The sequence below is a fragment of the Streptomyces prunicolor genome, from assembly GCF_045162825.1.
GTDB classification, from domain to species: Bacteria; Actinomycetota; Actinomycetes; order Streptomycetales; family Streptomycetaceae; genus Streptomyces; species Streptomyces prunicolor.
This window is the reverse complement of the sequence record NZ_CP108676.1, coordinates 786197-809932: the sequence shown is the minus strand read 5'-3', so window position 1 is coordinate 809932 and position 23736 is coordinate 786197. Positions and strand designations below refer to the sequence as shown.

Annotated in this window: 21 protein-coding genes and 1 pseudogene; 11 read left to right on the top strand and 11 right to left on the bottom strand. The window is 70.4% G+C overall.

The window, feature by feature from the left end; genetic code table 11:
- The first annotated feature begins 146 nt into the window (after nucleotides 1–146).
- Nucleotides 147–587: a hypothetical protein gene (locus OG588_RS03645; protein WP_405946001.1), complete on the top strand. Its 441-nt coding sequence runs from the start codon at nucleotides 147–149 to the stop codon at nucleotides 585–587.
- 9 nt (nucleotides 588–596) lie between these two features.
- On the opposite strand, the pseudogene OG588_RS03640 reads toward OG588_RS03645, so the two are convergent.
- The 3 genes and pseudogenes from OG588_RS03640 to OG588_RS03630 all read right to left on the bottom strand — a co-directional run bounded on the left by OG588_RS03640 (nucleotide 597) and on the right by OG588_RS03630 (nucleotide 2963).
- A pseudogene (locus OG588_RS03640) lies at nucleotides 597–1271 on the bottom strand (IS5 family transposase).
- 109 nt (nucleotides 1272–1380) lie between these two features.
- A complete protein-coding gene (locus OG588_RS03635) occupies nucleotides 1381–1695 on the bottom strand; it encodes a hypothetical protein (protein ID WP_405946000.1) in 315 nt (104 codons plus the stop codon).
- Between the two features lie 272 nt (nucleotides 1696–1967).
- Nucleotides 1968–2963 (bottom strand): GNAT family N-acetyltransferase, encoded by a 996-nt coding sequence (locus tag OG588_RS03630; RefSeq protein WP_405945999.1) that lies wholly within the window; start codon nucleotides 2961–2963, stop codon nucleotides 1968–1970.
- 166 nt (nucleotides 2964–3129) lie between these two features.
- Here OG588_RS03630 and OG588_RS03625 point away from each other — a divergent pair, with 166 nt between their 5' ends.
- The gene (locus OG588_RS03625) at nucleotides 3130–3621 is read left to right on the top strand and encodes a DUF2975 domain-containing protein (RefSeq protein ID WP_366094567.1); all 492 of its coding nucleotides are present in this window, start codon (nucleotides 3130–3132) and stop codon (nucleotides 3619–3621) included.
- Nucleotides 3621–3854 carry a helix-turn-helix domain-containing protein gene (locus OG588_RS03620; protein WP_405945998.1) on the top strand — a complete coding sequence of 78 codons (234 nt, stop codon included), beginning with the start codon at nucleotides 3621–3623 and terminating at the stop codon, nucleotides 3852–3854. The genes OG588_RS03625 and OG588_RS03620 overlap by 1 nt, the downstream gene beginning before the upstream one ends.
- A gap of 250 nt (nucleotides 3855–4104) precedes the next feature.
- Here the strand turns inward: OG588_RS03620 and OG588_RS03615 are convergent, their stop codons facing one another.
- From OG588_RS03615 to OG588_RS03595, 5 genes are all read right to left on the bottom strand, one after another.
- A complete protein-coding gene (locus OG588_RS03615; protein ID WP_405945997.1) occupies nucleotides 4105–5187 on the bottom strand; it encodes an iron-siderophore ABC transporter substrate-binding protein in 1083 nt (360 codons plus the stop codon).
- 53 nt (nucleotides 5188–5240) lie between these two features.
- Complete coding sequence (locus tag OG588_RS03610; RefSeq protein ID WP_398847251.1) at nucleotides 5241–6050, bottom strand: ABC transporter ATP-binding protein; 810 nt, start codon at nucleotides 6048–6050, stop codon at nucleotides 5241–5243.
- 53 nt (nucleotides 6051–6103) lie between these two features.
- Nucleotides 6104–7156, bottom strand: a complete 1053-nt coding sequence (locus OG588_RS03605) for a FecCD family ABC transporter permease (RefSeq protein ID WP_405945996.1) — start codon at nucleotides 7154–7156, stop codon at nucleotides 6104–6106.
- Nucleotides 7157–7170: 14 nt separating this feature from the next.
- A complete protein-coding gene (locus OG588_RS03600; protein WP_405945995.1) occupies nucleotides 7171–8184 on the bottom strand; it encodes a FecCD family ABC transporter permease in 1014 nt (337 codons plus the stop codon).
- Nucleotides 8185–8407: 223 nt separating this feature from the next.
- On the bottom strand, nucleotides 8408–8566 hold the full coding sequence (locus OG588_RS03595) for a hypothetical protein (protein ID WP_405945994.1): 159 nt from the start codon (nucleotides 8564–8566) through the stop codon (nucleotides 8408–8410).
- Between the two features lie 144 nt (nucleotides 8567–8710).
- Here OG588_RS03595 and OG588_RS03590 point away from each other — a divergent pair, with 144 nt between their 5' ends.
- On the top strand, nucleotides 8711–9538 hold the full coding sequence (locus OG588_RS03590) for a serine hydrolase (protein ID WP_405945993.1): 828 nt from the start codon (nucleotides 8711–8713) through the stop codon (nucleotides 9536–9538).
- A gap of 208 nt (nucleotides 9539–9746) precedes the next feature.
- Here OG588_RS03590 and OG588_RS03585 read toward each other — a convergent pair whose 3' ends face one another.
- Nucleotides 9747–11489, bottom strand: coding sequence for a SulP family inorganic anion transporter (locus OG588_RS03585; protein WP_405945992.1), 1743 nt, complete (start codon nucleotides 11487–11489; stop codon nucleotides 9747–9749).
- Nucleotides 11490–11510: 21 nt separating this feature from the next.
- Nucleotides 11511–12314, bottom strand: a complete 804-nt coding sequence (gene ppk2 / locus OG588_RS03580; RefSeq protein ID WP_405945991.1) for a polyphosphate kinase 2 — start codon at nucleotides 12312–12314, stop codon at nucleotides 11511–11513.
- Between the two features lie 148 nt (nucleotides 12315–12462).
- Here ppk2 and OG588_RS03575 point away from each other — a divergent pair, with 148 nt between their 5' ends.
- The 3 genes from OG588_RS03575 (at nucleotide 12463) to OG588_RS03565 (ending at nucleotide 15265) form a co-directional block, all read left to right on the top strand.
- Nucleotides 12463–12837 carry a ferredoxin gene (locus tag OG588_RS03575; protein WP_405945990.1) on the top strand — a complete coding sequence of 125 codons (375 nt, stop codon included), beginning with the start codon at nucleotides 12463–12465 and terminating at the stop codon, nucleotides 12835–12837.
- A 110-nt stretch (nucleotides 12838–12947) separates the two neighbouring features.
- Nucleotides 12948–14126, top strand: a complete 1179-nt coding sequence (locus OG588_RS03570) for an acyl-CoA dehydrogenase family protein (protein WP_398847236.1) — start codon at nucleotides 12948–12950, stop codon at nucleotides 14124–14126.
- 221 nt (nucleotides 14127–14347) lie between these two features.
- Nucleotides 14348–15265, top strand: coding sequence for an endo-beta-N-acetylglucosaminidase H (locus tag OG588_RS03565; protein ID WP_366094577.1), 918 nt, complete (start codon nucleotides 14348–14350; stop codon nucleotides 15263–15265).
- Between the two features lie 163 nt (nucleotides 15266–15428).
- Here OG588_RS03565 and OG588_RS03560 read toward each other — a convergent pair whose 3' ends face one another.
- On the bottom strand, nucleotides 15429–16364 hold the full coding sequence (locus tag OG588_RS03560; protein ID WP_405945989.1) for a bacteriocin fulvocin C-related protein: 936 nt from the start codon (nucleotides 16362–16364) through the stop codon (nucleotides 15429–15431).
- A gap of 543 nt (nucleotides 16365–16907) precedes the next feature.
- On the opposite strand from OG588_RS03560, the gene OG588_RS03555 reads away from it, so the two are divergent.
- From OG588_RS03555 to OG588_RS03540, 4 genes are all read left to right on the top strand, one after another.
- On the top strand, nucleotides 16908–19169 hold the full coding sequence (locus OG588_RS03555) for a tetratricopeptide repeat protein (protein ID WP_405945988.1): 2262 nt from the start codon (nucleotides 16908–16910) through the stop codon (nucleotides 19167–19169).
- A 58-nt stretch (nucleotides 19170–19227) separates the two neighbouring features.
- On the top strand, nucleotides 19228–20799 hold the full coding sequence (locus OG588_RS03550; RefSeq protein ID WP_405945987.1) for a phytoene desaturase family protein: 1572 nt from the start codon (nucleotides 19228–19230) through the stop codon (nucleotides 20797–20799).
- Between the two features lie 112 nt (nucleotides 20800–20911).
- Entirely contained in the window at nucleotides 20912–22021 is a 1110-nt protein-coding gene (locus tag OG588_RS03545) for an NAD(P)H-dependent flavin oxidoreductase (protein WP_405945986.1), read from the top strand.
- Entirely contained in the window at nucleotides 22018–23643 is a 1626-nt protein-coding gene (locus OG588_RS03540; protein WP_405945985.1) for an acyl-CoA synthetase, read from the top strand. The genes OG588_RS03545 and OG588_RS03540 overlap by 4 nt, the downstream gene beginning before the upstream one ends.
- Nucleotides 23644–23736 lie beyond the last annotated feature (93 nt).

The window sequence follows — 23736 nt, the reverse complement described above, 5'->3', positions numbered from 1 at the left end:
CCCTGCAGAAGACCTATGGCATGTATCGGAAGTGGGTCTTGGGGTGGCTCGATATCTGGGCAGATATGCCTGTCTCGCAAGATCGGCAGCGGTCGATGGGCAGGTACTGGTAGTAGTCGGCCGTGGCAGGAGACGTGTGGACCCCCGTGATTTCGATGGTCGGTGTGGCTGTAGGTGGTGCGTTGACGTATCTGACCCAGCGCACGACGCAACGGACAGCTGACCGGGCTGAAGAACAAAGGCGAGCTGCGGTACGGGAGGAAGAGCGGCGTGCCGAGCAGATCAGGACCATGCTGGAGTTCATTCGGTGCGCGCTGGAGGCTGAGGGCGTGGCGCATGCGCGGCCGTATCAATGGGGGGTCGGTGATGACTGGTATGTGACGGCGAGGCCGGCGATGGACGGTCTTCGAATAGCCGAGAAGAGCATCGAGTTGCTGTGTGCCCCTGGCCTTCACTCACCGACCACCGCCTACGGCCGCGCCCTCAATCAAGCGGTCTGGCAGGAGCGTGACGAGGGGGGTCTGGCCGAGCGCCTGGAGCCGTTCAAGGCGGAGTTTCTCGCCGTGGCACGCCATAGTCTGACGTGACATCGCAGGTCACAGCCACTCGTTGATGGCTGCTACGAGGACGGTGGCTTCGTAGCGGACCGCGAGCTTGTCGTACCTCGTGGCCACGGCCCGGTGCCTCTTGAGGCGATTGATACCGCACTCGACCGCGTGCCCAGCCGCGGCACCTGGATGCGGCTCAGGACGGCCTCGAACTGCGGGGAGTCACCGTGCTGCCCGGCGGTGATCACGAGGGACATTGGTTTCTGGCCCTGCTCGACGGCCAGGTGCAGCTTGGTGGTCAGTCCGCCGCGCGAGCGCCCAAGGCCGTGGTCGTCGAGCTCGGTGGTGACGCCGCCGGGCGGTTCCCTTCTGCAGTTCCCCCTTTTCCTCGCCCCAGCGACGTGCTGGTGGGCCCGGCAGACGGTGGAGTCGACGTTGAGGTCCCAGGCGATCAGGTCCTGCACGTCGACCCGAGCCTGGAGCTGGGTGAAGATGCGCTGCCAGGTGCCGTTGCGCTGCCAGCGGCGGAACAGGCCGTACGCCAGGCCCCACGGCCCGTACTCCTTGGGCATCCCGACACGGGATGCCGGTACGGACGCGGAAGCGTATGCCGTCGATCAGCTGCCGCCGGGGCCATACCGGTGGGCGGCCGGGCTTCGTGCCCTTCGGCAACAGCGGCTCCAGCACGGCCCACTGCTCGTCCGTCAGATCTCCACGCGCCACAAGCCAAGATCACCTCACGGCCAAGATCTACTTTCGATACAGCTAGGGCCTGTCTGGAGTCGTGATCGGCGCGGTCTCGCTGGTGGCTGTGGAAGCGCGGGGTGGCCCGTTACTCGTACCGGTACTTCAGCGAGTCCGCCTCCGCCTGCTCGATGTCGGCGATCGTCAGCACCGGCATCCTCCGCTGGGCCGACGTCACCTCGGCGGAGGTCGGCTGGGCGTCGGTCGGCAGCCACTGCTCCGGCTTCCAAGCGGCGCCGCGCAGGAGCGCCTTGGGGCAGTGCGGGTAGACCTCCTCGATCCCCACCACCAGCGCACTGGCCGACGGCTTGCCCACGGCGTTGGCCTCGGCATCCACACCGGCGACCAGAACCAGCGATGAGCAACAGATCAACTGCCAGGTCTGCTCGGTGAGTTCGGTCAACTGTTTGCGCCTGACCGGGGCGCGCGATAGTCCGTAGGCGCAGCGCCTCCTGGTCGCGCACGGCGTCGGGGCGGAGCGAGTCGAAGGCACTGTCGGCAAGGAGCGACGTCATGCCTCCGACCCTGACCAGCCGACCCTGCGATTGACCTTGGGCGGTGAGCGTGGGGAGATGACGTACAGGCGGTCACGCGAGTTGTCCGGTACGTAAAGATCCAGAAGGTTCGCGCGGCTATGTCCCCCCTGCCTGCTGCGGGCCGTCGAGTCAGTCCCGCTCAGGAGTTGGGAGGTACGAGCTTCAGCCGCAGCCGGACGTAGTCATGGTCCAGCGGTCCTGGACGGCGCGTTCCATCCGGCCGCCAGCCGTTCTGGGCGTAGAAGCTCTGTGCGCGAGTGTTGGGCGCCCAGCACTCCAGTACGCCCTCGGCGCAGCCGGCGGCCGCGGTCAGCGCGACGAACTCCCGGTGCAGGGCCCCACCCACCCCACGTCCCCAGGCGTGCGGCAGTACACCGATCTGGTACAGCTCGTAGTGGGTCGAGGCGTCCAGGTCGTCGTGGTGCGGTGGCCCGGCAGTGAGCAGCCCGACCACCGTCCCGTCCGCGTCTTCCGCGACCTGCGTGGCGCGCGTCGGCGTGGCCAGTACCCGTGCCCAGGCGTCGCGCCGTTGCCTCCATGCACTGGGGTCGGCGAGCTTTTCCTCGGGCATGCCGCCCGCGGTGTAGTACGCGGTCCGGGTCCGGGTGTGCACGTCCGCGAGGACGTCGGCGTCCTCGGCGGTCGCCTCCCGCAGTCGGAAACCTAGATGCATGCCCGTTTGGACGCTCGTACCCGCGGGACGGTTCCCCATCGCCGCCTTGGCGACGTCCGTGATGAGGCCCGCGACGATCTTGGGGTGGCTGATCATCACGACGTGAGACGAGCGCGGTACTTCGGCGATCTTGCGGGCGTTCGCGCGGCTGTACATCCAGCGCTGGCAAGCCGGCGGGATCGTCTTGTCCGGGCCTGCGACCAGGCCCCATGTCGGGATCGTCTTCCAGGGAGCGGCCGCGGTCGGGTAGGCAAAGGAGTCGGCGTCGAACGGGCGTTGCGTGGCCTGCAGGACCCGGAGCTCGGCGGTGGAAATGTCGGCGGCGAAGGCGGCTTGGCCGTCCTTGCTGAGGTGCAGGTCGGTGCCGGTCGTGCCGTCGGCTTTCGCGTAGGGGACCGGCGCGCTGACCGGCTCGACCTCGCTGCCGAAGTGGCGGTTCGCGCCGCCGTACTGACAACGCAACGGCCAGGGGGCTGACTTCTGTTGGGGAGGTCGGAGGCCAGAAGTCGGAGGCCGTGCGGTGCGAGTCGAGCCTGTACTGCGTGACCAGCCCCAACGTCGTCCCGACCCTTGCCTGACCTATCGAATATCGATAGATTTCTATCGCGGGTCGATGGAAGGGCAAGTCGTGGGAAAGCTGACAGTGGGTGCGCTGCGCGCCGTGCTCGTGGTGGTGCTCGTCGGCACCGTGTTCGTGCAGACGTTGATGCTGTGGGCGTTGATCAGTGGGAAGGATCCCGAGGACGGGTCGCTGCCGCTGACCGCGCTGCGCGTGATCACGATCCTGGGCATGGTGTCGGTCCAGGTCGCCCTGGTCTGCGTATGGCGGCTGGTGACGATGGTGCGACGCGGCACCGTGTTCTCCGACGTCGCCTTCCGGTACGTGGACGGTGTGATCGGCGCGATCGTGGCGGCTGCCCTCGTGTGGTTCGCGGTCACGGCCGTCAACGCTCCGGGCCAGCGGGACGATCCCGGCGTGACCCTCATCATGGGCGGGGTCGGCGTGGCCATCCTGGGCGTCGCGCTCATCGTGCTCGTGCTGCGGATGCTGCTCGTCCAGGCCGTCGCGCGCGACGTCGAAGCGGCGCAGATGCAGGCCGAGTTGGACGAGGTGATCTGATGCCGATCGCCGTCGACATCGACGTGATGCTGGCCAGGCGGAAGATGTCAGTGGGCGAACTCGCCGACCGGGTGGGGATCACCCCCGCCAACCTGGCGGTACTCAAGAACGGCCGCGCCAAGGCGGTGCGCTTCGCGACGCTCGCGGCGCTCTGCGACGTGCTCGAGTGCCAGCCGGGGGACCTGTTGCGCTGGGAGGCTGAGGTCGAGGTCGAGGCTGCGGCGGGCGGATGACGTGCCCATCCGACTTCATGGAGGTCTCGACCCGACTTGATGGAGATCTGAGATCTCGACGCCCCGCGTTCCGGCCGGTTCGCGCGGTAGACCGTTCCTGGCGACGCGACCTCGCCCATCCCGCCCGGCCTTGACCAACTCACTCCGTGAGCATCCCGGCCTTGACCGACTCCGCGAGCATCCCGGGGCCGTGCTCGACCCTCATGGAGGTCCGGGCCACGTCCCGAGACGGTGTGGCCCGGACCGCCGGTCAGCCCGTCTGCGTCAGCGCCTTCGCGAACAGCGGGACAACGTGTTCCAGCGCGTACCCGACCGACAGGACCGTGTTCGTGGCGAAGGCCTGGCTCAGGTTCGGGTCGTCGAAGACGACCGAGTGGCCCGCCTTCACCGCGGGCAGGGACTTGTACAGCGGATCGGACGTGATCTTGGTGGCCTTGACCCCGATCGGTGCCATCACGATCAGGTCGGCGTTCAGCAGCTCCAGGTTCTCCTCGGAGACCGGGACGGAGAACGCTGATCCCGCCTTGGCGTCGACCTTCGGGTTGTTGCGGAAACCGAGTGCCTGGACGAAGTCGATGCGGGCCGTGCCCTTGACGTAGGCGCCCCAGCCGCTGGAGGTGCGGGACCCGACCGTGATGGTCTTGTCCTTGAACTCGGGGTGGGCCTTGGCGGCGGCCGCGGACTTCGCCTCCGTGTCGGAGATCAGCTTCTTGCCCTCGGCGGCGAGACCCAGTGCCTGCGCGACCATCGTTGTCTGCCGCTGCCACGAGATCTTGTACTGGTCGCCGCCCTTCGGCACCCCGATGGTCGGGGCGATCTTGCTCAGGGTGTCGTAACGCGTCTGGTCGCCACTGGACTTGACGTCCAGGATGAGGTCGGGCTTGAGCGCCGCGATCTTCTCGTACTCGGGCTCCAGAGTGCCGATCTTCTCGGGGCTCTTGTCGTACATCCCCTTGGCCCAGGGGCCCACGCCGTCGCCGCCGAAGGCGAGCCAGTCGCTCTCGCCGACCGGCTGCACGCCGAGCGCGAGGGCGGTCTCGGCGTCGCCCCAGCCCAGCGCCACGACCCGCTTGGGCTGCGAACTCACCGTGACGGTACCGAACTTGGTGGCGACCTTCGCGGGGAAGGCCCCGGCGGACGAGGACGTCGAGGACTGCGCGGCGGACCCGGAGTCGGCGCCGTCCGAGGAGGAGCCGCAGGCGGCGACGGTGCCCAGCAGCGTCAGGACGAGGGCGCCGGTCAGCGCACGCCACGTTCTGCGCGTGCGGAGGGCGGAGCGAAGCGGGGAAGGGTGCAGGGCGGGAGAGTGGGGGGACTTGGTGTCCGGGGACATGGTGGCTCTTTCTGTGCGGTGGACCGTCTGGTTCAGTGCAGTGCGGTACGTCGTCAGGCGGACGGCGTGACGTGGTGGCGGCCGAGGGGGACGACCATCGGCGTTCCGGACGCCGGGTCGGGAATGACCGCCGAGCGGAGTCCGAAGACCTCGTGGACAAGTGATGCGGTGACGATGTCGCCGGGAGGCCCCTCGGCGACGATGCGGCCCGCCTTCATCGCGATCAGGTGATCGGCGTAGCGGCAGGCGAGGTTGAGGTCGTGCAGGACCAGGGCGAGGGTGACGCCCCGGGCCCGGTTGAGGTCGGTGAGCAGGTCCAGGACGTCGAGTTGGTGGCTGATGTCGAGGTAGGTGGTCGGCTCGTCGAGGAGGAGTACGTCGGTCTCCTGGGCCAGTGCCATGGCGATCCACACGCGCTGGCGCTGCCCGCCGGAGAGTTCGTCGACGGACCGGTCGGCGAGGTCGAGGACGTCCGTCGCGAGCATCGCGGCGGCGACGGCCTCGTCGTCGGCCCGCGTCCAGCGGCGGAACCAGCCCTGGTGCGGGTAGCGGCCCCGGCCGACGAGGTCGGCGACGACGATGGCATCGGGTGCCACCGGTGACTGCGGCAGGACACCGAGCGCGGCGGCGACCTCTTTCGTCGGCGTCCGGTGGATGTCGCGTCCGTCGAGCAGGACGGATCCCGCCAGGGGCGGCAACAGGCGGGCCATCGCACGCAACAGGGTCGACTTTCCACAGGCGTTGGGGCCGACGACGACCGTGATCCGTCCGGGTGGCAGCGCGAGGTCGAGACGGGAGACGATCTCGCGCTCGCCGTAGCCGAGGCTCAACTGCCTTGCCTGGAGCGTGTGGGAGGAGGTCATCGTCTTTTCCTTGTCGGTACCGGGTGAGCGGGGGAGGTCGGCTGGGCGCACGGTCAGCCGCCCTGTCCGACGCGGTTGGCGCGCGCGAGCAGCCAGAGCAGATACGGCGCTCCGACGACGCTGGTGACGAGTCCGACCGGCAACTGCGTGTGCGGCAGGGCGTGTTGACCGGCGAGGTCGGCCAGCCCGACCAGTGCCGCGCCGGTGAGCGCGGCCGGCAGCAGGGCCGCTCCGTGTCCGGGCAGCAGGCGCCGGGCGATGGGCGGGCTGACGAACGCCACGAACCCGACCGGGCCCGCGGCGGCCGTAGCCACTCCGGCGAGCGCGGTGGCGCAGCCGAGCAGGACGAGCCGGTCGCGCTCCACCCGGGCCCCGAGGCCCGCCGCCGTGCCGTCGCCCAACTGGAGGGTGGGCAGGGCCCGGGAGGCGAGGAGAGTGAGCGGCGCGAGCACCGTCACTGCACCGAACAGGGGCCAGAACTGCGGCCAGGAACGGCCGTTGAGGCTGCCCGCCAGCCAGACGAAGGCGCTCTGTGCCTCCGTGACCTCCGAGCGCGTCATCAGGTACGACACGATGCTCGACAGGCCGGTGCCGACGCCCACGCCGATCAGCACGAGGCGTTGGCCGTTGATGCCGCGCCGCCAGGCCAGCAGATAGACGCCGGCCCCTGCCGCCAGGGCGCCGACCAGGGCCGTACCCGAGAGCGCGATGCCGCTGACGCCGTAGACCATTGAGGCCAGTACGGCGGCAGCGGCGGCGCCCGAGCTGACGCCGATGACGTCCGGGCTGGCCAGCGGATTGCGCAGCAGGGCCTGGAACACGGCCCCCGACAGACCGAAGGCGAACCCGACCAGCAGGGCCAACAGGGCGCGCGGCAGGCGCAGTTCGACGATGACGAACCGGCTTCCGGCGTCGCCCCCGCCGAGCAGTGTGTCCCAGACGTCCCCCACCGGCAGCGCGATGTCACCGGTGCAGAGCGACACCAGCAGGGCCGTCAGGACGGCGAGGGAGAGGGCGAGGCACACCGCGCCGAAGCGGCGCGTGCGGTGCCGTCGCAGCCGCCCCAGACGGGCCGCCGCCTCCGCCGCGGTTGGCTGTTCCGCCATCGTGTCCAGGCCGTTCACAGTGCGGCCCGTGCGGAGCGGCGGACGAGGAGGATGAAGGGGACGCAGCCCAGGGCCGCGGTCACCACGCCGACCTGGACCTCGCCTGGCCGCGCCACGACACGTCCGACGACGTCCGCGAGCAGCAACAGGGTCGGCGCGAGCAAGGCGCTGTACGGCAGGATCCAGCGGTAGTCCGGCCCGGTGACCAGCCGCGCGGCGTGCGGCACGGCCAGGCCCACGAAGCCGAGCGGGCCGGCCACGGCGGTCGCGGCCCCGCACAGCAGCACGACCGAGGCGGCGCCCAACACCCGTGTGGTGGAAAGCCGTTGGCCCAGTCCGCGGGCCACGTCGTCGCCGAGGGCGAGCCCGTTGAGCCGGGTCCCCATGGCGTTGGCCAGGAGACCGCCGACGACGACGAACGGCAGCGCCTGCCGCAGGACATCGATGTCACGGCCGGCCAGGGCGCCCACCTGCCAGAACCGGTACTGGTCGAAGGTCTGGCTGTCGGTGAGGAGCATGGCGCTGGTCATGGAGGAGAGCACGGCCGTGGTGGCGGCGCCGGCGAGTGCCAGTTTCACCGGTGTCGCTCCCTCGCGGCCGAGGCTGCCGATCCCGTACACGAGCACGGTGGCGAGACAGGCGCCGAGGAAGCCGAACCAGATGTACTGGCCGGGCTCGGTCAGCGACAGGACGCTGATGGCGAAGACCACGAACACGGCCGCGCCCGCGTTGACGCCGAGCAGACCGGGATCGGCGAGCGGATTGCGGGTCAGCCCCTGGATCACGGTGCCGGCGAGCCCAAGGGCCACACCGGCCAGCAGCCCTGCCAGGGTGCGCGGGAGCCGCACCTCCTGGATGACGAGCTGTCCTCGCACGGACCGGTCCGGGGTGAACACGCCGTCGACGACGTCGTGCAGCGCGACGTGACCCGAGCCCACCACCAGGCTCAGCCCCGTCGCGGCGATCAACAGCAGGGCGAGGAGGGCGAGTCCCGTGCCGAGCACGATCGTGTGGCGAGGCCGCGCCACGCCCTTCCCGGGTCTCAGCCCTCGCGGTGCGAACCCTGTCAGGACGCTCACGGGCGACCTGGCAGGTGAGACGCGGGGATGGCGGGCGGCAGGCGCATGGGGATCCTTGGGAGGGGAGGCTCGGAGTGTTCGCCGGAGCGCCCGCCGTGTCAGGGGCCCGCCGCTGCGAACACGCACAACAAGAACCGGAGGAAGTATCTCCGCTATCTTAGGTAAGCCTAACCTATCCGATGTGCGCCGCCCGCCGGTTCGGGAGTTCGGGGGTGGTGAGGGGAGTGGCGTTCCTGATCGTCGCGGCCATCGGATGCGGGGTGCCGATGGTGGCCGGGTCGGGCCGCCCCGGCCAGGTGCGGGCCGGTCCTGGAGTTGTGGCTCTCTTCACAAAATGGGCGGTTCGGGCTTTTTCGTGGCACCGGTCACGTCACGGAACCGCTGCCTCGTCTACGTTCACAGGTCCGTGTCCCCGAACAACCGAGGCCGTATGCCGTACCGCCCGAACCCCCGACCGACCACGCGGAACGCGAGGATGCCCGGCCGACGCGGCAGGCGTGCCGGCTTCTGCGCGGTGCTTCTCACCGGCTTCGTGACCAGCCTGGTCACGGCCGGTGGGGTCGGTCCGGCCGCGGCAGCCGGCACCACGCCGGCGACTGCGCGGAGCGAGGCGCGTGTGACGACCGCCGTGCTGGACCTGGACCACCCCGACCGCAAGCCGCAGGTGCGGGGCAGCGACGTCCCGTACGACACGGCCAGCATCATCAAGGTGGACATCCTCGCCACGCTTCTCCTCCAGGCGCAGGACGCCGGACACGGCCTCACTCAGCAGGAGCGCACCCAGGCCGAGGCGATGATCGAGCGCAGCGACAACGACGCGGCCAACGCGCTCTGGCGGCGGATCGGCCTGGCGCCCGGCCTGGAGGCGGTGAACAAGCGTCTCGGGCTGTCCTCGACCGTGGGCGGGACCGGCGGCAGGTGGGGACTGACGCGCACCACGGTGACCGACCAGATCCGCCTGTTGCGCGCGGTGTTCGCCGACGCCGGGACCTCGTCCGCGAGCGAGCCCGCGCTCACCACGGCGTCCCGGACCTACATCCGTACGCTGATGACCCGCATCGCCGCCGGGCAGTCGTGGGGCGTGTCGGCGGCCTCCGACTCCGGGTGGGCGCTCAAGAACGGCTGGCTGCAGCGCAGCACCACCGACCTGTGGGACATCAACAGCGTCGGACGGGTCACCTCGGGAACCCACCACTACCTCGTCGCGGTCCTCTCCGACGGCAACACGTCGATGACAGGCGGCATAGCCACGGTCGAACACGCGGCCCGCACCGCGGTCACCGCAGCACGAGCGGCCGGCTGACGCCGGTACACGACGCCACGCCTCCTTCATCTGCCCGCCTGCCCACCTGTCCACCCGCTTCGCGCCGCGCTCCCCAGATCCCCGACAGGCGCGGCGACCGCCGCTCGGCGACGCAGTCACGCCGGTCACCCGACGCTCGGCGAAACCGTCCGCCGAGCGGCGGTCTTTCGCGTCCACGTGGCCACTGTCTCCACGCCGAGAACGGGCGCTACGTCACCGACCCCGCCGCCCCCTGATCAGGCGCACTGCTCCATTCCCGGTACGCGGCCACGGCCGTGGGCAAGGTCGGGAAGATGTGGTCCGTGCCGACGGACTCCACCAGTCCGTACGCCTCCAGGTCGTCGAGGAGGTCCTGTTTGACCCGGGCGAGGGCGAACACGACGCCCCGGTGGGCGAGTTCGCGCCGGAGCTCGTCGACCGCGTCCAGCGCGGTGATGTCCACCTCGACATTGGCCTCGGCGTTGAGGACGAACCAGCGCACGGGGACGGCCTGTTGGGCTACGGCGGCCAGGGCGCGGCGGCGGAAGTTCTCCGCGTTGGCGAAGAAGAGCGGCGAGTCGTAGCGGTAGACGAGCAGGCCGGGGATCGTGCGGGCCTGCGGATAGTCGTCCACGTCGTGCATGCCGGCCACTCCGGGGACCAGGCCCTCGACGGCGTCGTGCGGACGGGCCACCCGCGTGAGGAGTTCGGCCACCGACAGGCCTACGGCGACGATCACGCCGTAGAGGATGTCCAGGGCCAGCACTCCGGTCAAACAGCCGAGGGCGAGCAGGAGTTCGCGGCGGCGGAAGCTCGCCAGGCGGTGGAAGCCGGACAGGTCGATCATGCGGACGGCCGCGTAGACGACGAGGGCGCCGAGGACCGCCGAGGGGGTGCGGGACAGCAGGGGGCTCAGGAAGAGCAGGACGGCCAGGACGACCGCTCCGGCGATCAGTGAGTACGCCTGGCTGCGGGCGCCCGCCGAGGAGGCCAGCGCGGTGCGGCTGGCGCTGCTGCTCACCGGGAAGCCGTGGAGGACACCGGCGCCGAGATTGGCCGCGCCCAGGGCCAGGAACTCCTGGTCGGCGTCGAGCCCCGGGCCCTCGTCCTCCTCGCCGCCGGTGAAGGCCCGCGCGGTGAGGATGAAGTCGGTGTAGGCGACGAGCAGGACGCCGAGCGCGGGCAGTACCAGGTGGGGGAGTTGGGTGAGGTCGGGCAGGCCGAGCGTGGGAAGTCCCGCCGGGACGTGGCCGATCACCTTGATGCCGTAGCGGTCGTCGAGGTTGAGGACGGCTACGACCGCCGTGCCCAGCACCACGGCCAGCAGCGGGCCGGGCACCATCCGGGACATGCGGGCCACCGTGAACAGGAACGTGAGCGTGACGGCGGCGAACAGGAGTGTGGGCGCGTGGAGTTGACCCAAGTGCCGTAGGAACGACCAGAGTTGGGGGAAGAAGGCTGAACCTGTCGTCGACACCCCGGTGAGTTTGGGCAGTTGGTCCACGATCATGATCAGGGCCACGCCCGCCAAGTAGCCGATCAGGACCGGGCGGGAGAGGAGATCGGCGACGAAGCCGAGCCGTACCGCCCACGCGACGAGACAGAGCAGGCCGACCGTGATCGCGAGGGCGGCGGCGAGGGTGGCGTAGCGGGCCGGGTCGCCCGCGGCGAGCGGGCCTACGACCGTCGCCGTCATCAGCGCGGTCGTCGACTCGGGGCCGACCGAGAGCAGCCGGGACGAGCCAAGGACGGCGTACAGGGCGAGCGCGGGGAGGATCGCCCACAGGCCGGCGACCGGCGGGAGGCCGGCGACTCCGGCGTACGCCATCACCTGCGGGACGAGGTACGCGGCCACCGTGACTCCGGCCAGCAGATCGCCGCGCAGCCATGAACGCCGGTATCCGGCCAGCGCGGCGATTCCGGGCGTCAGGCGCCGCCACTCCAGGGCGCGCCCGCCCGGGCTGGGGGACATGGTGCTCCTCGACCGTCCGGCTCAGAGACTCGCCGCGTGGTCCGGGACGTACGTCTGCAGATCGCGCGGCGGGCGTTCGTAGCCGGTGGCCGGCGGGCGCGGCGGGAGTTCGAGGACCGGGGGCGACACCTCGCGGTAGGGGAGCGAGCCGAGCAGGTGGGCGATCATGTTCAGCCGGGCCCGGCGCTTGTCGTCGCTCTCGACCACGTACCAGGGGGCCTCGGAGATGTCGGTGTGCACCAGCATCTCGTCCTTGGCCCGCGAGTAGTCCTCCCAGTGGGTGATGGACTCCAGGTCCATCGGTGAGAGCTTCCAGCGCCGCAGCGGATCCTCCAGCCGGCGCCGGAACCGGTCCTGCTGCACGGCGTCACTCACCGAGAACCAGTACTTGCGCAGCACGATCCCGTCCTCCACGAGCATCCGCTCGAAGATGGGGCACTGGCGCAGGAAGAGCTGGTACTCCTCCTTGGAGCAGAAGCCCATCACCCGCTCGACGCCGGCCCGGTTGTACCAGGAGCGGTCGAACAGCACGATCTCCCCGGCGGCCGGCAGATGCTCGACGTACCGCTGGAAGTACCACTGGGTGCGCTGGCGGTCGGTCGGCTTCGGCAGGGCGGCGATCCGGGCGACACGGGGGTTGAGGTGCTCGGCGACCCGCTTGATGGTGCCGCCCTTGCCCGCCGCGTCCCGCCCCTCGAAGACGATCACCAGCCGGGTGCCCTCGGCCCGCACCCACTCCTGGAGCTTCACCAACTCCGTCTGCAGACGCAGCAGTTCGGTCTCGTACTTCTCGCGCGGCAGCTTTGTCGCCTTCTTGCCGGCCATGCCGCCTCAACCCCTCGATGACGTGCGCGGTTGCTCGTGTCCAAGGTCGAACACCTGGAGAGCACCGTACTGACCGCCGGGATCCCGCGCACCCCGGACGCCCGCCGTGCCCGGGTTTGCGATGGGCGCCGGCGGCAACCCGGACCGTGTGACAGCGATGACCACGCAGCAGGAGCTCGTCCGGTTTCTGGAGGACCGCTTCGCCTGCGCACAGGCCTGCACCGCGTGTGCGCGGGCCTGTGTGCTGCGCGTCAGCGGCTCCGATCCGGACGCCACCGACCACGAGGCACTCGTACGACGCAAGGCGTTGCTGTGCGCGGAGGTGTGCGACGCGACCTGCCGGATGCTGGCCGAGCAGAACCGCCAGGACGAGTCCGCCCTGCGCCTCCAGGCCAAGTGGTGTCTGCTCGTCTGCCTGGAGTGCGCGCAGGTCCTCGACGCGCAGCCGGGTGCCGAGGCGGACGCGGAGGCGTGCCGGGAGTGCGCGCGGGCGTGCACGGAGTTCATGGCCACGCTCAACTGACGCGCATTCATGCCCACTTCAGGGGTGTTGCCGCCTCGCCATTCCCTATTTCTGGAACACGTTCTACGGTGTGCGCCGTCAGGACCGGCCTTGGGGAGCCTGGAGGCGCCGTGCATCTCGAATACACGCCCGAGCAGCAGCGGCTGCGCACCGAACTGCGCGCCTATTTCGCCGAGTTGGTGCCCGACCACGCCTACTCCCGCTACGAGGACCCCGCCGCCCAGAAGCGCTTCTACCGCGAGACCATCCGCCGGCTCGGCACGGACGGCTGGCTCGGCGTCGGCTGGCCCGAGGAGTTCGGCGGGCGCGGGCTGTCGCCGATGGAGCAGTTCATCTTCTTCGACGAGGCCGCGCAGGCGGGCGTACCGCTGCCGCTGATGGCGCTCAACACCGTCGGCCCGACGATCATGCAGTTCGGCACGGACGAGCAGAAGGCGTACTTCCTCCCGAAGATCCTCTCCGGCGAGATCGACTTCGCGATCGGCTACAGCGAGCCCGAGGCGGGCACGGACCTGGCCGCCCTGAAGACGCGCGCTGTGCGTGAGGGCGACGAGTACGTCGTCAACGGCCAGAAGATCTGGACGACCAACGGCGACACCGCCGACTGGGTCTGGCTCGCCGTGCGCACCGACCCGGACGCCCCGCCGCACAAGGGCATCACCATGCTCCTGGTACCGACCGCCGACCCCGGCTACTCCTGCACCGTGATCAACACCCTCGCCTCGCACGACACCACCGCGAGCTACTACGAGAACATCCGCGTCCCCGTCACCCGCCGCGTCGGCAAGGAGAACCAGGGCTGGCGCCTGATCACCAACCAGCTCAACCACGAACGCGTCACCCTCGCCGCCCACGGCACCATGGCGATCCGCGCCCTGCACGACGTTCAGCACTGGGCCATGGAGACCAAACTCGCCGACGGCCGCCGTGTCGTCGACCTCCCCTGGGTCCGCCGCCTCCTCGCCCGCACCCACGCACGGCTCGACGCGATGAAACTCCTCAACTGGCAGATGGTGAACGCCGTCCAGGAAGGCACCCTCACCCCGCAGGACGCCTCCGCCGTCAAGGTCTACGGCTCCGAGGCCCGCCGGGACGCGTACGCCTGGCTCATGGAGATCGTCGCCGCGGCCGGCGCGCTGAAGGAGGGCTCGGCGGGTGTCGTCCTGCACGGCGAACTGGAACGCGGCTACCGCTCCGCCGTGATCTTCACCTTCGGCGGCGGCAACAACGAGATCCAGCGGGAGATCATCTCGTGGATCGGACTGGGGATGCCGAGGGTGCGGCGTTAGTCCGTGGGTTCTGTCGGTCGCGGGGCCTGGGCAGCGCGGCAGCGTAGCTTTCCGGTAACTCCCTTGCCCGGATTCGGAGTTGCGGCGCCATTTGCGTGGAGTCGGGAAGGGTTCTCGCATGGTTCCGGGGATTCGGTCCCGGGAACGGAAGGGGCGGGGGAACCCACTCGGCGCTCGCGAGCAGGCGGGCGCCGCTCCATGCGATGGGAGACCGATCAACGATGTTCACTCCGGTACGGAGAAGAATACGGACGGCCGCGCTCGCGCTCTCGACCATGGCGGCACTCGCCTTGGGCGCGACCGCCACGAACGGCGCGGCAGCGGCCCCCGCCGCCGCGAAACAGGGACCGACCTCGGTGGCGTACGTCGAGGTGAACAACAACAGCATGCTGAACGTCGGCAAATACACCCTCGCCAACGGCGGAGCCCAAGTCTTCGACATCGCCGTGATCTTCGCCGCGAACATCAACTACGACGCGGGCACGAAGGCGGGGACCCTGTACTTCAACCCGAACGTGCAGAGCGTCCTCGACAACGCCGCCACGCAGATACGGCCGTTGCAGCAGAAGGGCATCAAGGTCGTCCTCTCGGTGCTCGGCAACCACCAGGGCTCCGGCTTCGCCAACTTCCCGTCCCAGCAGACGGCTTCGACATTCGCGAAGCAGCTGTCGGACACCGTGACCAAGTACGGCCTCGACGGCATCGACTTCGACGACGAGTACGCCGACTACGGCAACAACGGCACCGCCCAGCCCAACGCCAGCTCGTTTGTGTACCTGGTGTCGGCACTGCGCGCCAACATGCCCGGCAAGATCATCAGCCTCTACAACATCGGCCCGGCCGCGTCGCGCCTGTCCTACGGCGGCGTCGACGTCACCTCCAAGTTCGACTACGCCTGGAACCCGTACTACGGCAGCTGGCAGGTCCCCGGAATCGCACTGCCCAAGTCGAAGCTGTCACCGGCGGCCGTCCAGATCGGCGGCACCTCACAGAGCACGGCCGCCTCCCTCGCCGCCCGCACGGTCAGCGAGGGGTACGGCGTCTTCCTGACGTACAACCTCGACGGCACCAACCGCAGCGCCGATGTCTCCGCGTTCACCAGGCAGCTGTACGGCAGTGACGCCCTCTACACGCCGTAGGGCGATCGCACTCCCCGGCGTCCGGTGCCCCCTCGGGGCTTGCCACATCCACATCCCGTAGGGCCGCGCCTCGGGCGGGCCGCGCTTCCGACAACGATGTCGGAGGCGCGGTCGCCGTAGGTACCGCCGTAGGTACCGTGGACGGCGCCCGATAGGGGTGGCCTCAGATGCAGAACCCGCTGCACGGTCCCAGCCACAGTGGACCGCAGCCGCGGTCCGTCCAGTTGCAGTAAAACGGTGAGGCATAGCAGACGGTGTCGCAGCTTCCGGTCCCCGCGCACTGGGAATTGCAGTCGAGGACCTGGGCGCTCTGATCGCTCCGAGGCGCCGCACTCTGTGTGTCGGCGGGGCCCAGCGTCATGAGAATCGCCCGCGCCTCGCTCTCGCCGAACGCCGCCACAGCCGCCGTCTCCAGCGCTTCGGCGGCTGCTTCCTGCCGGCGCCCCGCGATGATCTGCGGTGCCGAGCGCGTCGCGTCGTCCAGCACGGCGGACTGTTCGGCCGACAGACCGGGGTGTGTCTTCCGGTAGTTCGCGAAATGTGCCACCCACAGATCACTCCGAGCCGAAGCGGACAGCGCGCCGTAAATGGCGCGCCGATAGTCCGCGGGGTAGGAGGCGAACTCGGCGTAGCCGGAGGGCAGTCGGTCGAGGTTGGCCTTCACCCATCGCGAGGCCTTACCGCCCTTGGCGCGGGTCACGGCCTGCGCGGGTGAGGCTGCCAGGCCACCGGTGACCAGGAACGTTCCCAGAGCAAGCCCCGGGACGGCCTTGAGGATTCCTCGACGGCTCGGCGGCCGCAGCACATCGAGGTCGCGGAGCGCACGCACCACCCGCAGCGAGTCCGAGGGCCCCAACAGCCGCGCCAGGCGGAGGGACAGCGCGGTTCCGGTCCAGGCCCGCACCCGGTCGCCGTCGACCGCCAACAGGGTCGGCGCCCACTCGGCCCCTTCCCCCAGCGCACGCACGCGCAGGTCGCGAATACGGGGTTCCGTGAGGCCCGCGGTGGTCAACGTGCCGTCGACGGACACACGAACCCGGTCCACCACTTCTTCGCAGAATCGGCAGTCGGCGTCGAATGCCAATATCCACTCGGTCACAAGATTCTCCCCACGATTGTGTGACAACCCGCCCCGTGGTGCCCGCCCGGTGCGAGTTTTCACGCCGATCCACAGCGCGCCGTTCGGCATTCCTGCGCGCTTCGGGTCCACCTGAAGAGAAACCATTTGCCGCAGCGTCCGGAAGCGTCAATCACTTCGGCGAGGTTCGAAACGCTTTACATTCCGGGCCGAACACATTCGGCTCTTCCCGGCGCGCGAGGCGCTCCGACGGCGCGTGGCGCACCAGCCGTACGTCTCCCTGCCGCCGTACGCCCGTCAGTTCTACGGCAGACCAGCCCCGAGGCCCCGACAAACCGACCCCCGCACCCACCACCGTCACCCGGCAACTCCACGCCACCGGCACCCTGTTGCGCTGAGTCCCCGCACATGTGCGTCGGCACCACCCGCCCAGGCACATCCTGTGTACCGTGTCACGGCTCGGCCCGGCTCGCGGCCTGCCCCGTACAAAGTCGGACGATCGCTCGCCATACTGGACGAGCCAGGGGAGGGCGGGACGAACACTGACGGGGGCGATCGCGGGAGATGGGGGACAGCAGACTGATCCAGGGCCGCTACCGGCTGCTCGATCTGATCGGGCGCGGCGGCATGGGCGAGGTGTGGCGTGCGCGGGACGAGTCACTGGGGCGGCAGGTCGCCGTGAAGTGCCTCAAGCCGCTGAACCCGCACCACGACCAGTCGTTCACCCGCGTCCTGCGCGAGCGGTTCCGGCGGGAGGCCCGGGTGGCGGCCGGGCTGCAGCACCGCGGGGTGACCGTCGTCCACGACTTCGGCGAGTCCGACGGCGTCCTCTACCTGGTGATGGAGCTGCTCGACGGCCGCAATCTCAGCCAGCTCCTGGAGGACAACAAGCAGCGGCCGCTGCCCGTCGGTGACGTCGTCGACGTCGCCGAGCAGGTCGCCTCGGCCCTCGCCTACTGCCACCAACAGGGCATCGTGCACCGGGACTTGAAGCCCGCGAACATCATGCGGCTGACCGACGGCACGGTGAAGATCTGCGACTTCGGCATCGCCCGCCTCGGCGCCGACATCGGCTTCACCTCCCGCCTCACCGGTACCGGCATCGCGATGGGCACCCCGCACTACATGTCGCCGGAACAGATCAGCGGCACCGAGGTCGACCAGCGCAGCGACCTCTACTCCTTCGGCTGCGTGCTGTACGAACTCGCCACCGGGGCACCGCCGTTCGACCTGGGCGACGCCTGGGCGATCCTCATCGGCCACCGCGACAACGCACCCCGCCCGCCGCGCGCCGAGCGGCCCGAACTGCCCGAGTACCTGGAGAAGGCCATCCTCGACCTGCTGGCCAAGCTCCCGGAACAACGTCCGCACGACGCCCTTGAGTTGGGCCGCCGGATCACCTTGGGCCGTACGACACCCCTGTACGTACCGACCGTTGTGACCCCGCAGCCCCAACTGCGCCCGTCCGGAGCGGTGTCCGAGCCGGGGTCGGAGCCGGACGCCCGCGAGGTGCGCCTGCCGTCCTGGACGCGCGGGATGACCACCGGGCACAAGGCGACCGGCGCCGGACTGCGCACCACTCCACCGGACGCCGGAGCCGGACTCACCGGCGAGTGGATCGCCCGCCCGACCACCGGCCACGCCGAGGAAACCGCGCCGGAGTCACCGTCCGCACCGCCCACGGAGGTGCTCAACGCCCTGGCCGGACGCCACAACGCGGGCCTGAGTCTGGGGCGGTTGGGCCGCTGGGCGGAGGCCGGCGAGGTGCATCGCGCGGTCGCCGCCGAACGGCAGCACCTGCTGGGCCCGGACCATCCCGACACCCTCGCCAGCCGCTACGAACTCGGCTTCACCCTCAGCCGCACCGGCCGCGCCGCCGACGCCCTGCACGAGTACACCCACGTCGCGCGGGCCAGGGAACGGGCGTTGGGCGCCGACCACGCCGACACGCTCGCCGCCCGGCAGGAAATGGCGTACGTCCTGGGCCAGTTGGGCCGCCACTTCGACGCACACCAGGTGTACATCTCCGTACTCGCCGCCCGGGAACGCACGATGGGCCCCGACCACCCGGACACCCTGCGCTGCCGCCACAACCTCGCCTTCAACCTCAGCCGGCTCGGCCGCCTGGAGGACTCGTACCGCATGGCCTGCGAGGTCGCCGCCGCCCGCGCCCGCGTACTGGGCCCCAGCCACCCCGACACCTTGGTCACCCGCTACGAAGTGGCGTACGCGCTGGGACAGTTGGGCCGCTGGCCGGAGGCCCTGCAGACCTACGGCGAGGTCGCCGAGGCCCGTGCACAGGCACTCGGTCCCGACCACGCCGACACCCTCGCCGCCCGCTACGAGGTCGGCATCAGCCTCGGGCGGCTCGGCCGCAGCGCCGACGCCCTCAAGCTCTACCGCGACCTGATCGACGACCGCACCCGCGTCCACGGCCCCGCCCACCCCGAGACCCTCCGCGCCCGGCACGGCCTCGGCGTCAACCTCGGGCGCCTCGGCCGCTGGGAGGAGGCCCTCGCCGAGTCCCGTGACGTGTGCGCGATCCGCGAGCGCGTCCTCGGCGCGGACCACACCGACACCCTGGTCAGCCGCCGCGAGGTCGCCGTGGGCCTCGGCTGGCTGGGCCGCTGGGCCGACGCCCTCACCGAGTACCGCCGGGTCGCCACCGCCCGCGAGCGCGTCCTGGGCCCGGACCACCCCGACACCCTCGCCAGCCGCAACGACGAGGCCCACTGCCTGGAACAGCTCGGCCGGTCGGCCGAGGCGGTCGAGCTGTACCGCCGGGTGGCGGTGCTACGGCAGGGGCGGGCGCCCGGCGGTCACTGAGGGCAGGGCGCCCGTCCCCCCTCTGGCCGACCTAGATCACCTCGTGTTACGAAGAACCATGCCTGCACACGAGGGACCCGGACACCGGACGTACGACGCCGTCATCGTCGGCGGTGGCCACAACGGCCTGGTCGCCGCCGCCTACCTGGCCCGGGCCGGGCGCTCCGTGCTCGTCCTGGAACGCCTCGACGGCACCGGCGGCGCCGCCGTGTCGACGCGCCCGTTCGCCGGGGTCGACGCACGGCTGTCCCGGTACTCGTACCTGGTCAGCCTGCTGCCCAAGAAGATCGTGCGGGACCTCGGCCTCGACTTCCGCATCCGCGGGCGCACCATCTCGTCGTACACCCCCGTCGAACGCGACGGACGCCCCACCGGCCTCCTCGTCGGCGGCGGCGAGCGCCGCACCCGCGATGCCTTCGCCCGGCTGACCGGCGGCGACCGCGAGTACGCGGCCTGGCAGCGGCTCTACGGCACGACCGGCCGCCTCGCGCAGCGGGTCTTCCCCACGCTCACCGAACCGCTGCCCAGCCGCGACGAGCTGCGCCGCCGCGTGGACGACGAGGACGCCTGGCGGATGCTCTTCGAGGAGCCGATCGGCGTCGCGATCGAGGAGAACTTCACCGACGACCTGGTCCGGGGCGTCGTCCTCACCGACGCCCTCATCGGCACCTTCGCCGACGCCCACGACCCCTCGCTCGCGCAGAACCGCTGCTTCCTCTACCACGTCATCGGCGGCGGCACCGGCGCCTGGGACGTGCCGGTCGGCGGCATGGGCGCGCTGACCGACGCCCTGGCCACCGCCGCGCGCACCGCAGGTGCCGTACTCGCCACCGGGCACGAGGCCCTCCGTATCGACACGGACGGACGCGCCGCCGAGATCACCTACCGCACGGCCGACGGCGAAGGCGTCGTAGCCGCCCGGCACGTCCTGGTCGGCGCCTCGCCACAGCAACTGGCCGCCCTCACCGGCGACGAACCGCCCGCGCCCGCCGAAGGCGCCCAGCTCAAGGTGAACATGCTGCTCAAGCGGCTGCCCAGGCTCCGTGACACCTCCGTCGACCCGCGCGAGGCCTTCGCCGGCACCTTCCACATCGCCGAGGGCTACGACCAACTGGCCGCCGCACACGCCCAGGCCGCGTCCGGTTCGCTGCCCGCCGCACCGCCCTCCGAGATCTACTGCCACTCGCTCACCGACCCGAGCATCCTCGGGCGTGACCTCGTCGAGGACGGCTACCAGACCCTCACGCTCTTCGGTCTGCACACCCCGGCGCGGCTGTTCGAGCGGGACAACGAGGCCGTACGGGACGAGCTGTTGAAGGCGACGCTGGCCCAGTTGGACAACCACCTCGCCGAACCCCTCGCGGACTGCCTGGCCACCGACGCGGACGGCCGCCTCTGCATCGAGGCGAAGACCCCGCTCGACCTGGAACGCGACCTCCGACTCCCCGGCGGCAACATCTTCCACCGCGAGCTGACCTGGCCCTACGCCCAGGAGGACACCGGCCGTTGGGGCGTCGAGACCCGGCACGCGAACGTCCTGCTGTGCGGGGCGGGCGCGGTGCGCGGCGGGGGTGTGAGCGGGGTGCCGGGGCACAACGCGGCGATGGCGGTCCTGGAGGCGGGGGAGTGATGTCCTCCGTCCGGCCCGTACTCACGGCGTGATGGATCCAGCTGTCAGGAAAATCTGACGGAGCATCAGAAAAGGCCTTCCGTCGTCCGGAGGAGTGCGGCATTCTGCGCCCATGCAGACGGAGTTGAGCAAGAAACTGGGAATCGAGCACGCCATCTTCGGCTTCACGCCGTTCCCCGCCGTCGCCGCGGCCATCAGCCGGGCCGGCGGCTTCGGAGTGCTCGGCGCGGTCCGCTACACCGCCCCCGACGACCTCAAGCACGACCTCGACTGGCTGGAGGCGCACGTCGACGGGATGCCGTACGGCCTGGACGTCGTGATGCCGGCGAAGAAGGTCGAAGGCGTCACCGAGGCCGAGGTCGAGGCGATGATCCCGGAAGGGCACCGGCAGTTCGTCACCGAGACCCTGGCCAAGTACGGCGTGCCCGAACTCGCCCAGGGCGAGGTGTCCGGCTGGCGCATCACCGGGTGGATGGAACAGGTCGCCCGCAACCAGCTCGACGTCGCCTTCGACTACCCGATCAAACTGCTCGCCAACGCCCTCGGCTCCCCGCCCGCCGACGTCGTCGCCCGCGCCCATGACCACAACGTGCTCGTCGCCGCGCTCGCGGGCAGCGCCCGGCACGCCCGCAAGCACGCGGAGGGCGGCATCGACATCGTGGTGGCCCAGGGCTACGAGGCGGGTGGCCACACCGGCGAGATCGCCTCCATGGTGCTCACGCCCGAGGTCGTCGAGGCCGTGGACCCGTTGCCGGTGCTCGCCGCGGGAGGCATCGGCAGCGGACAGCAGGTGGCCGCCGCGCTCAGTCTCGGCGCCCAAGGTGTGTGGCTGGGCTCCCTGTGGCTGACCACCACAGAAGCCGATATGCACTCACCCGCCCTGACCCGCAAACTGCTCGCCGCCGGGTCCGGCGACACCGTCCGCTCCCGCGCCCTGACCGGGAAACCGGCCCGCCAACTGCGCACCGAGTGGACCGACGCCTGGGACGACACGGACGGCCCGGGCACCCTCCCGATGCCTCTGCAGGGACTGCTGGTCGCCGAGGCCGTCTCGCGCATCCAGAAGTACGAGGTCGACCCGCTGCTCGGCACCCCGGTCGGTCAGATCGTCGGCCGCATGAACAGCGAACGCAGTGTCCAGGCCGTCTTCGACGACCTCACCCGCGGCTTCGAGCACGCCGTCGACCGCATCAACCGCATCGCCGGAAGGAGCGGCCAGTGAGCACCCAGGGCGAGACCACACAGGGCGAGACCGCACAGGGCAAGACCACACGTGGGGCGGCCACACAGGGTGCGAGCACACCGCCCGCCGGCTTCTGGGCCCAGGCTGCTCAGGACCCCGACCGTGAGGTCCTCGTCGCGCCCGACGGCGAGGTGTGGACGGCGGGACGCCTGCACGCCGCCGCCAACCAGCTCGTCCACGGTCTGCGCGCCGCCGGACTCGAACGCGGCGACGCCTTCGCGGTCGTGCTGCCCAATGGTGTCGAGTTCTTCACGGCCCATCTGGCCGCCACCCAGGCCGGGTTCTACCTCGTCCCCGTCAACCACCACTTCGTCGCACCCGAGATCGCCTGGATCGTCGCCGACTCCGGCGCCAAGGTCCTCATCGCGCACGAGCGGTTCGCCGAGCCCGCCCGCCAGGCCGCCGACGAGGCCGGCCTGCCCGCCACCCACCGGTACGCGGTCGGCACGGTCGAGAGCTTCCGGCCGTACGCCGAACTCCTCGACGGACAACCGGAGTCGGCGCCCACGGACCGCACGCTCGGCTGGGTCATGAACTACACCTCGGGCACCACCGGCCGCCCCCGAGGCATCCGCCGGCCCCTGCCGGGCAGGCCGCCCGAATCGGCGTACCTCGGCGGGTTCCTCGGCATCTTCGGCATCAAGCCGTTCGACGACAACGTCCACCTCGTCTGCTCGCCGCTCTACCACACGGCCGTCCTCCAGTTCGCGGGCGCGAGCCTGCACATAGGGCACCGCCTGGTCCTGATGGACAAGTGGACCCCGGAGGAGATGCTCCGCCTCATCGACCGCGAGAAGTGCACCCACACCCATATGGTCCCGACCCAGTTCCACCGCCTCCTCGCCCTCCCCGAGGACATACGGGCGCGCTACGACGTCTCGTCCATGCGGCACGCCATCCACGGCGCCGCCCCGTGCCCCGACCATGTGAAGCGGGCCATGATCGAGTGGTGGGGCCAGAGTGTGGAGGAGTACTACGCGGCCAGTGAGGGCGGCGGTGCCTTCGCGACCGCCGAGGACTGGCTGAAGAAGCCCGGCACGGTCGGCAAGGCCTGGCCCATCAGCGAACTCGCGGTCTTCGACGACGACGGCAAGCGGCTCCCGCCCGGTGAACTCGGCACCGTGTACATGAAGATGAGCACCGGCGGCTTCGCGTACCACAAGGACGAGGCCAAGACGAAGAAGAACCGCATCGGCGACTTCTTCACCGTCGGCGACCTCGGCATTCTCGACGAGGACGGCTATCTCTTCCTCCGCGACCGCAAGATCGACATGATCATCTCGGGCGGCGTCAACATCTACCCGGCCGAGATCGAGTCCGCGCTCCTCGCCCACCCCGCCGTCGCCGACGCCGCGGCCTTCGGCATCCCGCACGACGAGTGGGGCGAGGAGGTCAAGGCCGTCGTCGAACCGTCCCCCGGCCACGAGCCCGGCCCGGCCCTCGCCACCGCCCTCCTCGACCACTGCGCCGAGCAACTCGCCGGCTACAAACGGCCCAAGAGCATCGACTTCATCACCGAGATGCCCCGCGACCCCAACGGCAAGCTGTACAAGCGGCGGCTGCGCGATCCGTACTGGGAGGGGCGGACGCGGCCTGTGTGAGTGCGGCACATGTGGGTGGCGCGGGCACTTGATGGGGGGAGGTGTGGTCTCGGTCCATGTGGTCTCGGTCCATGTGGGGCGGGCCCACCCGGC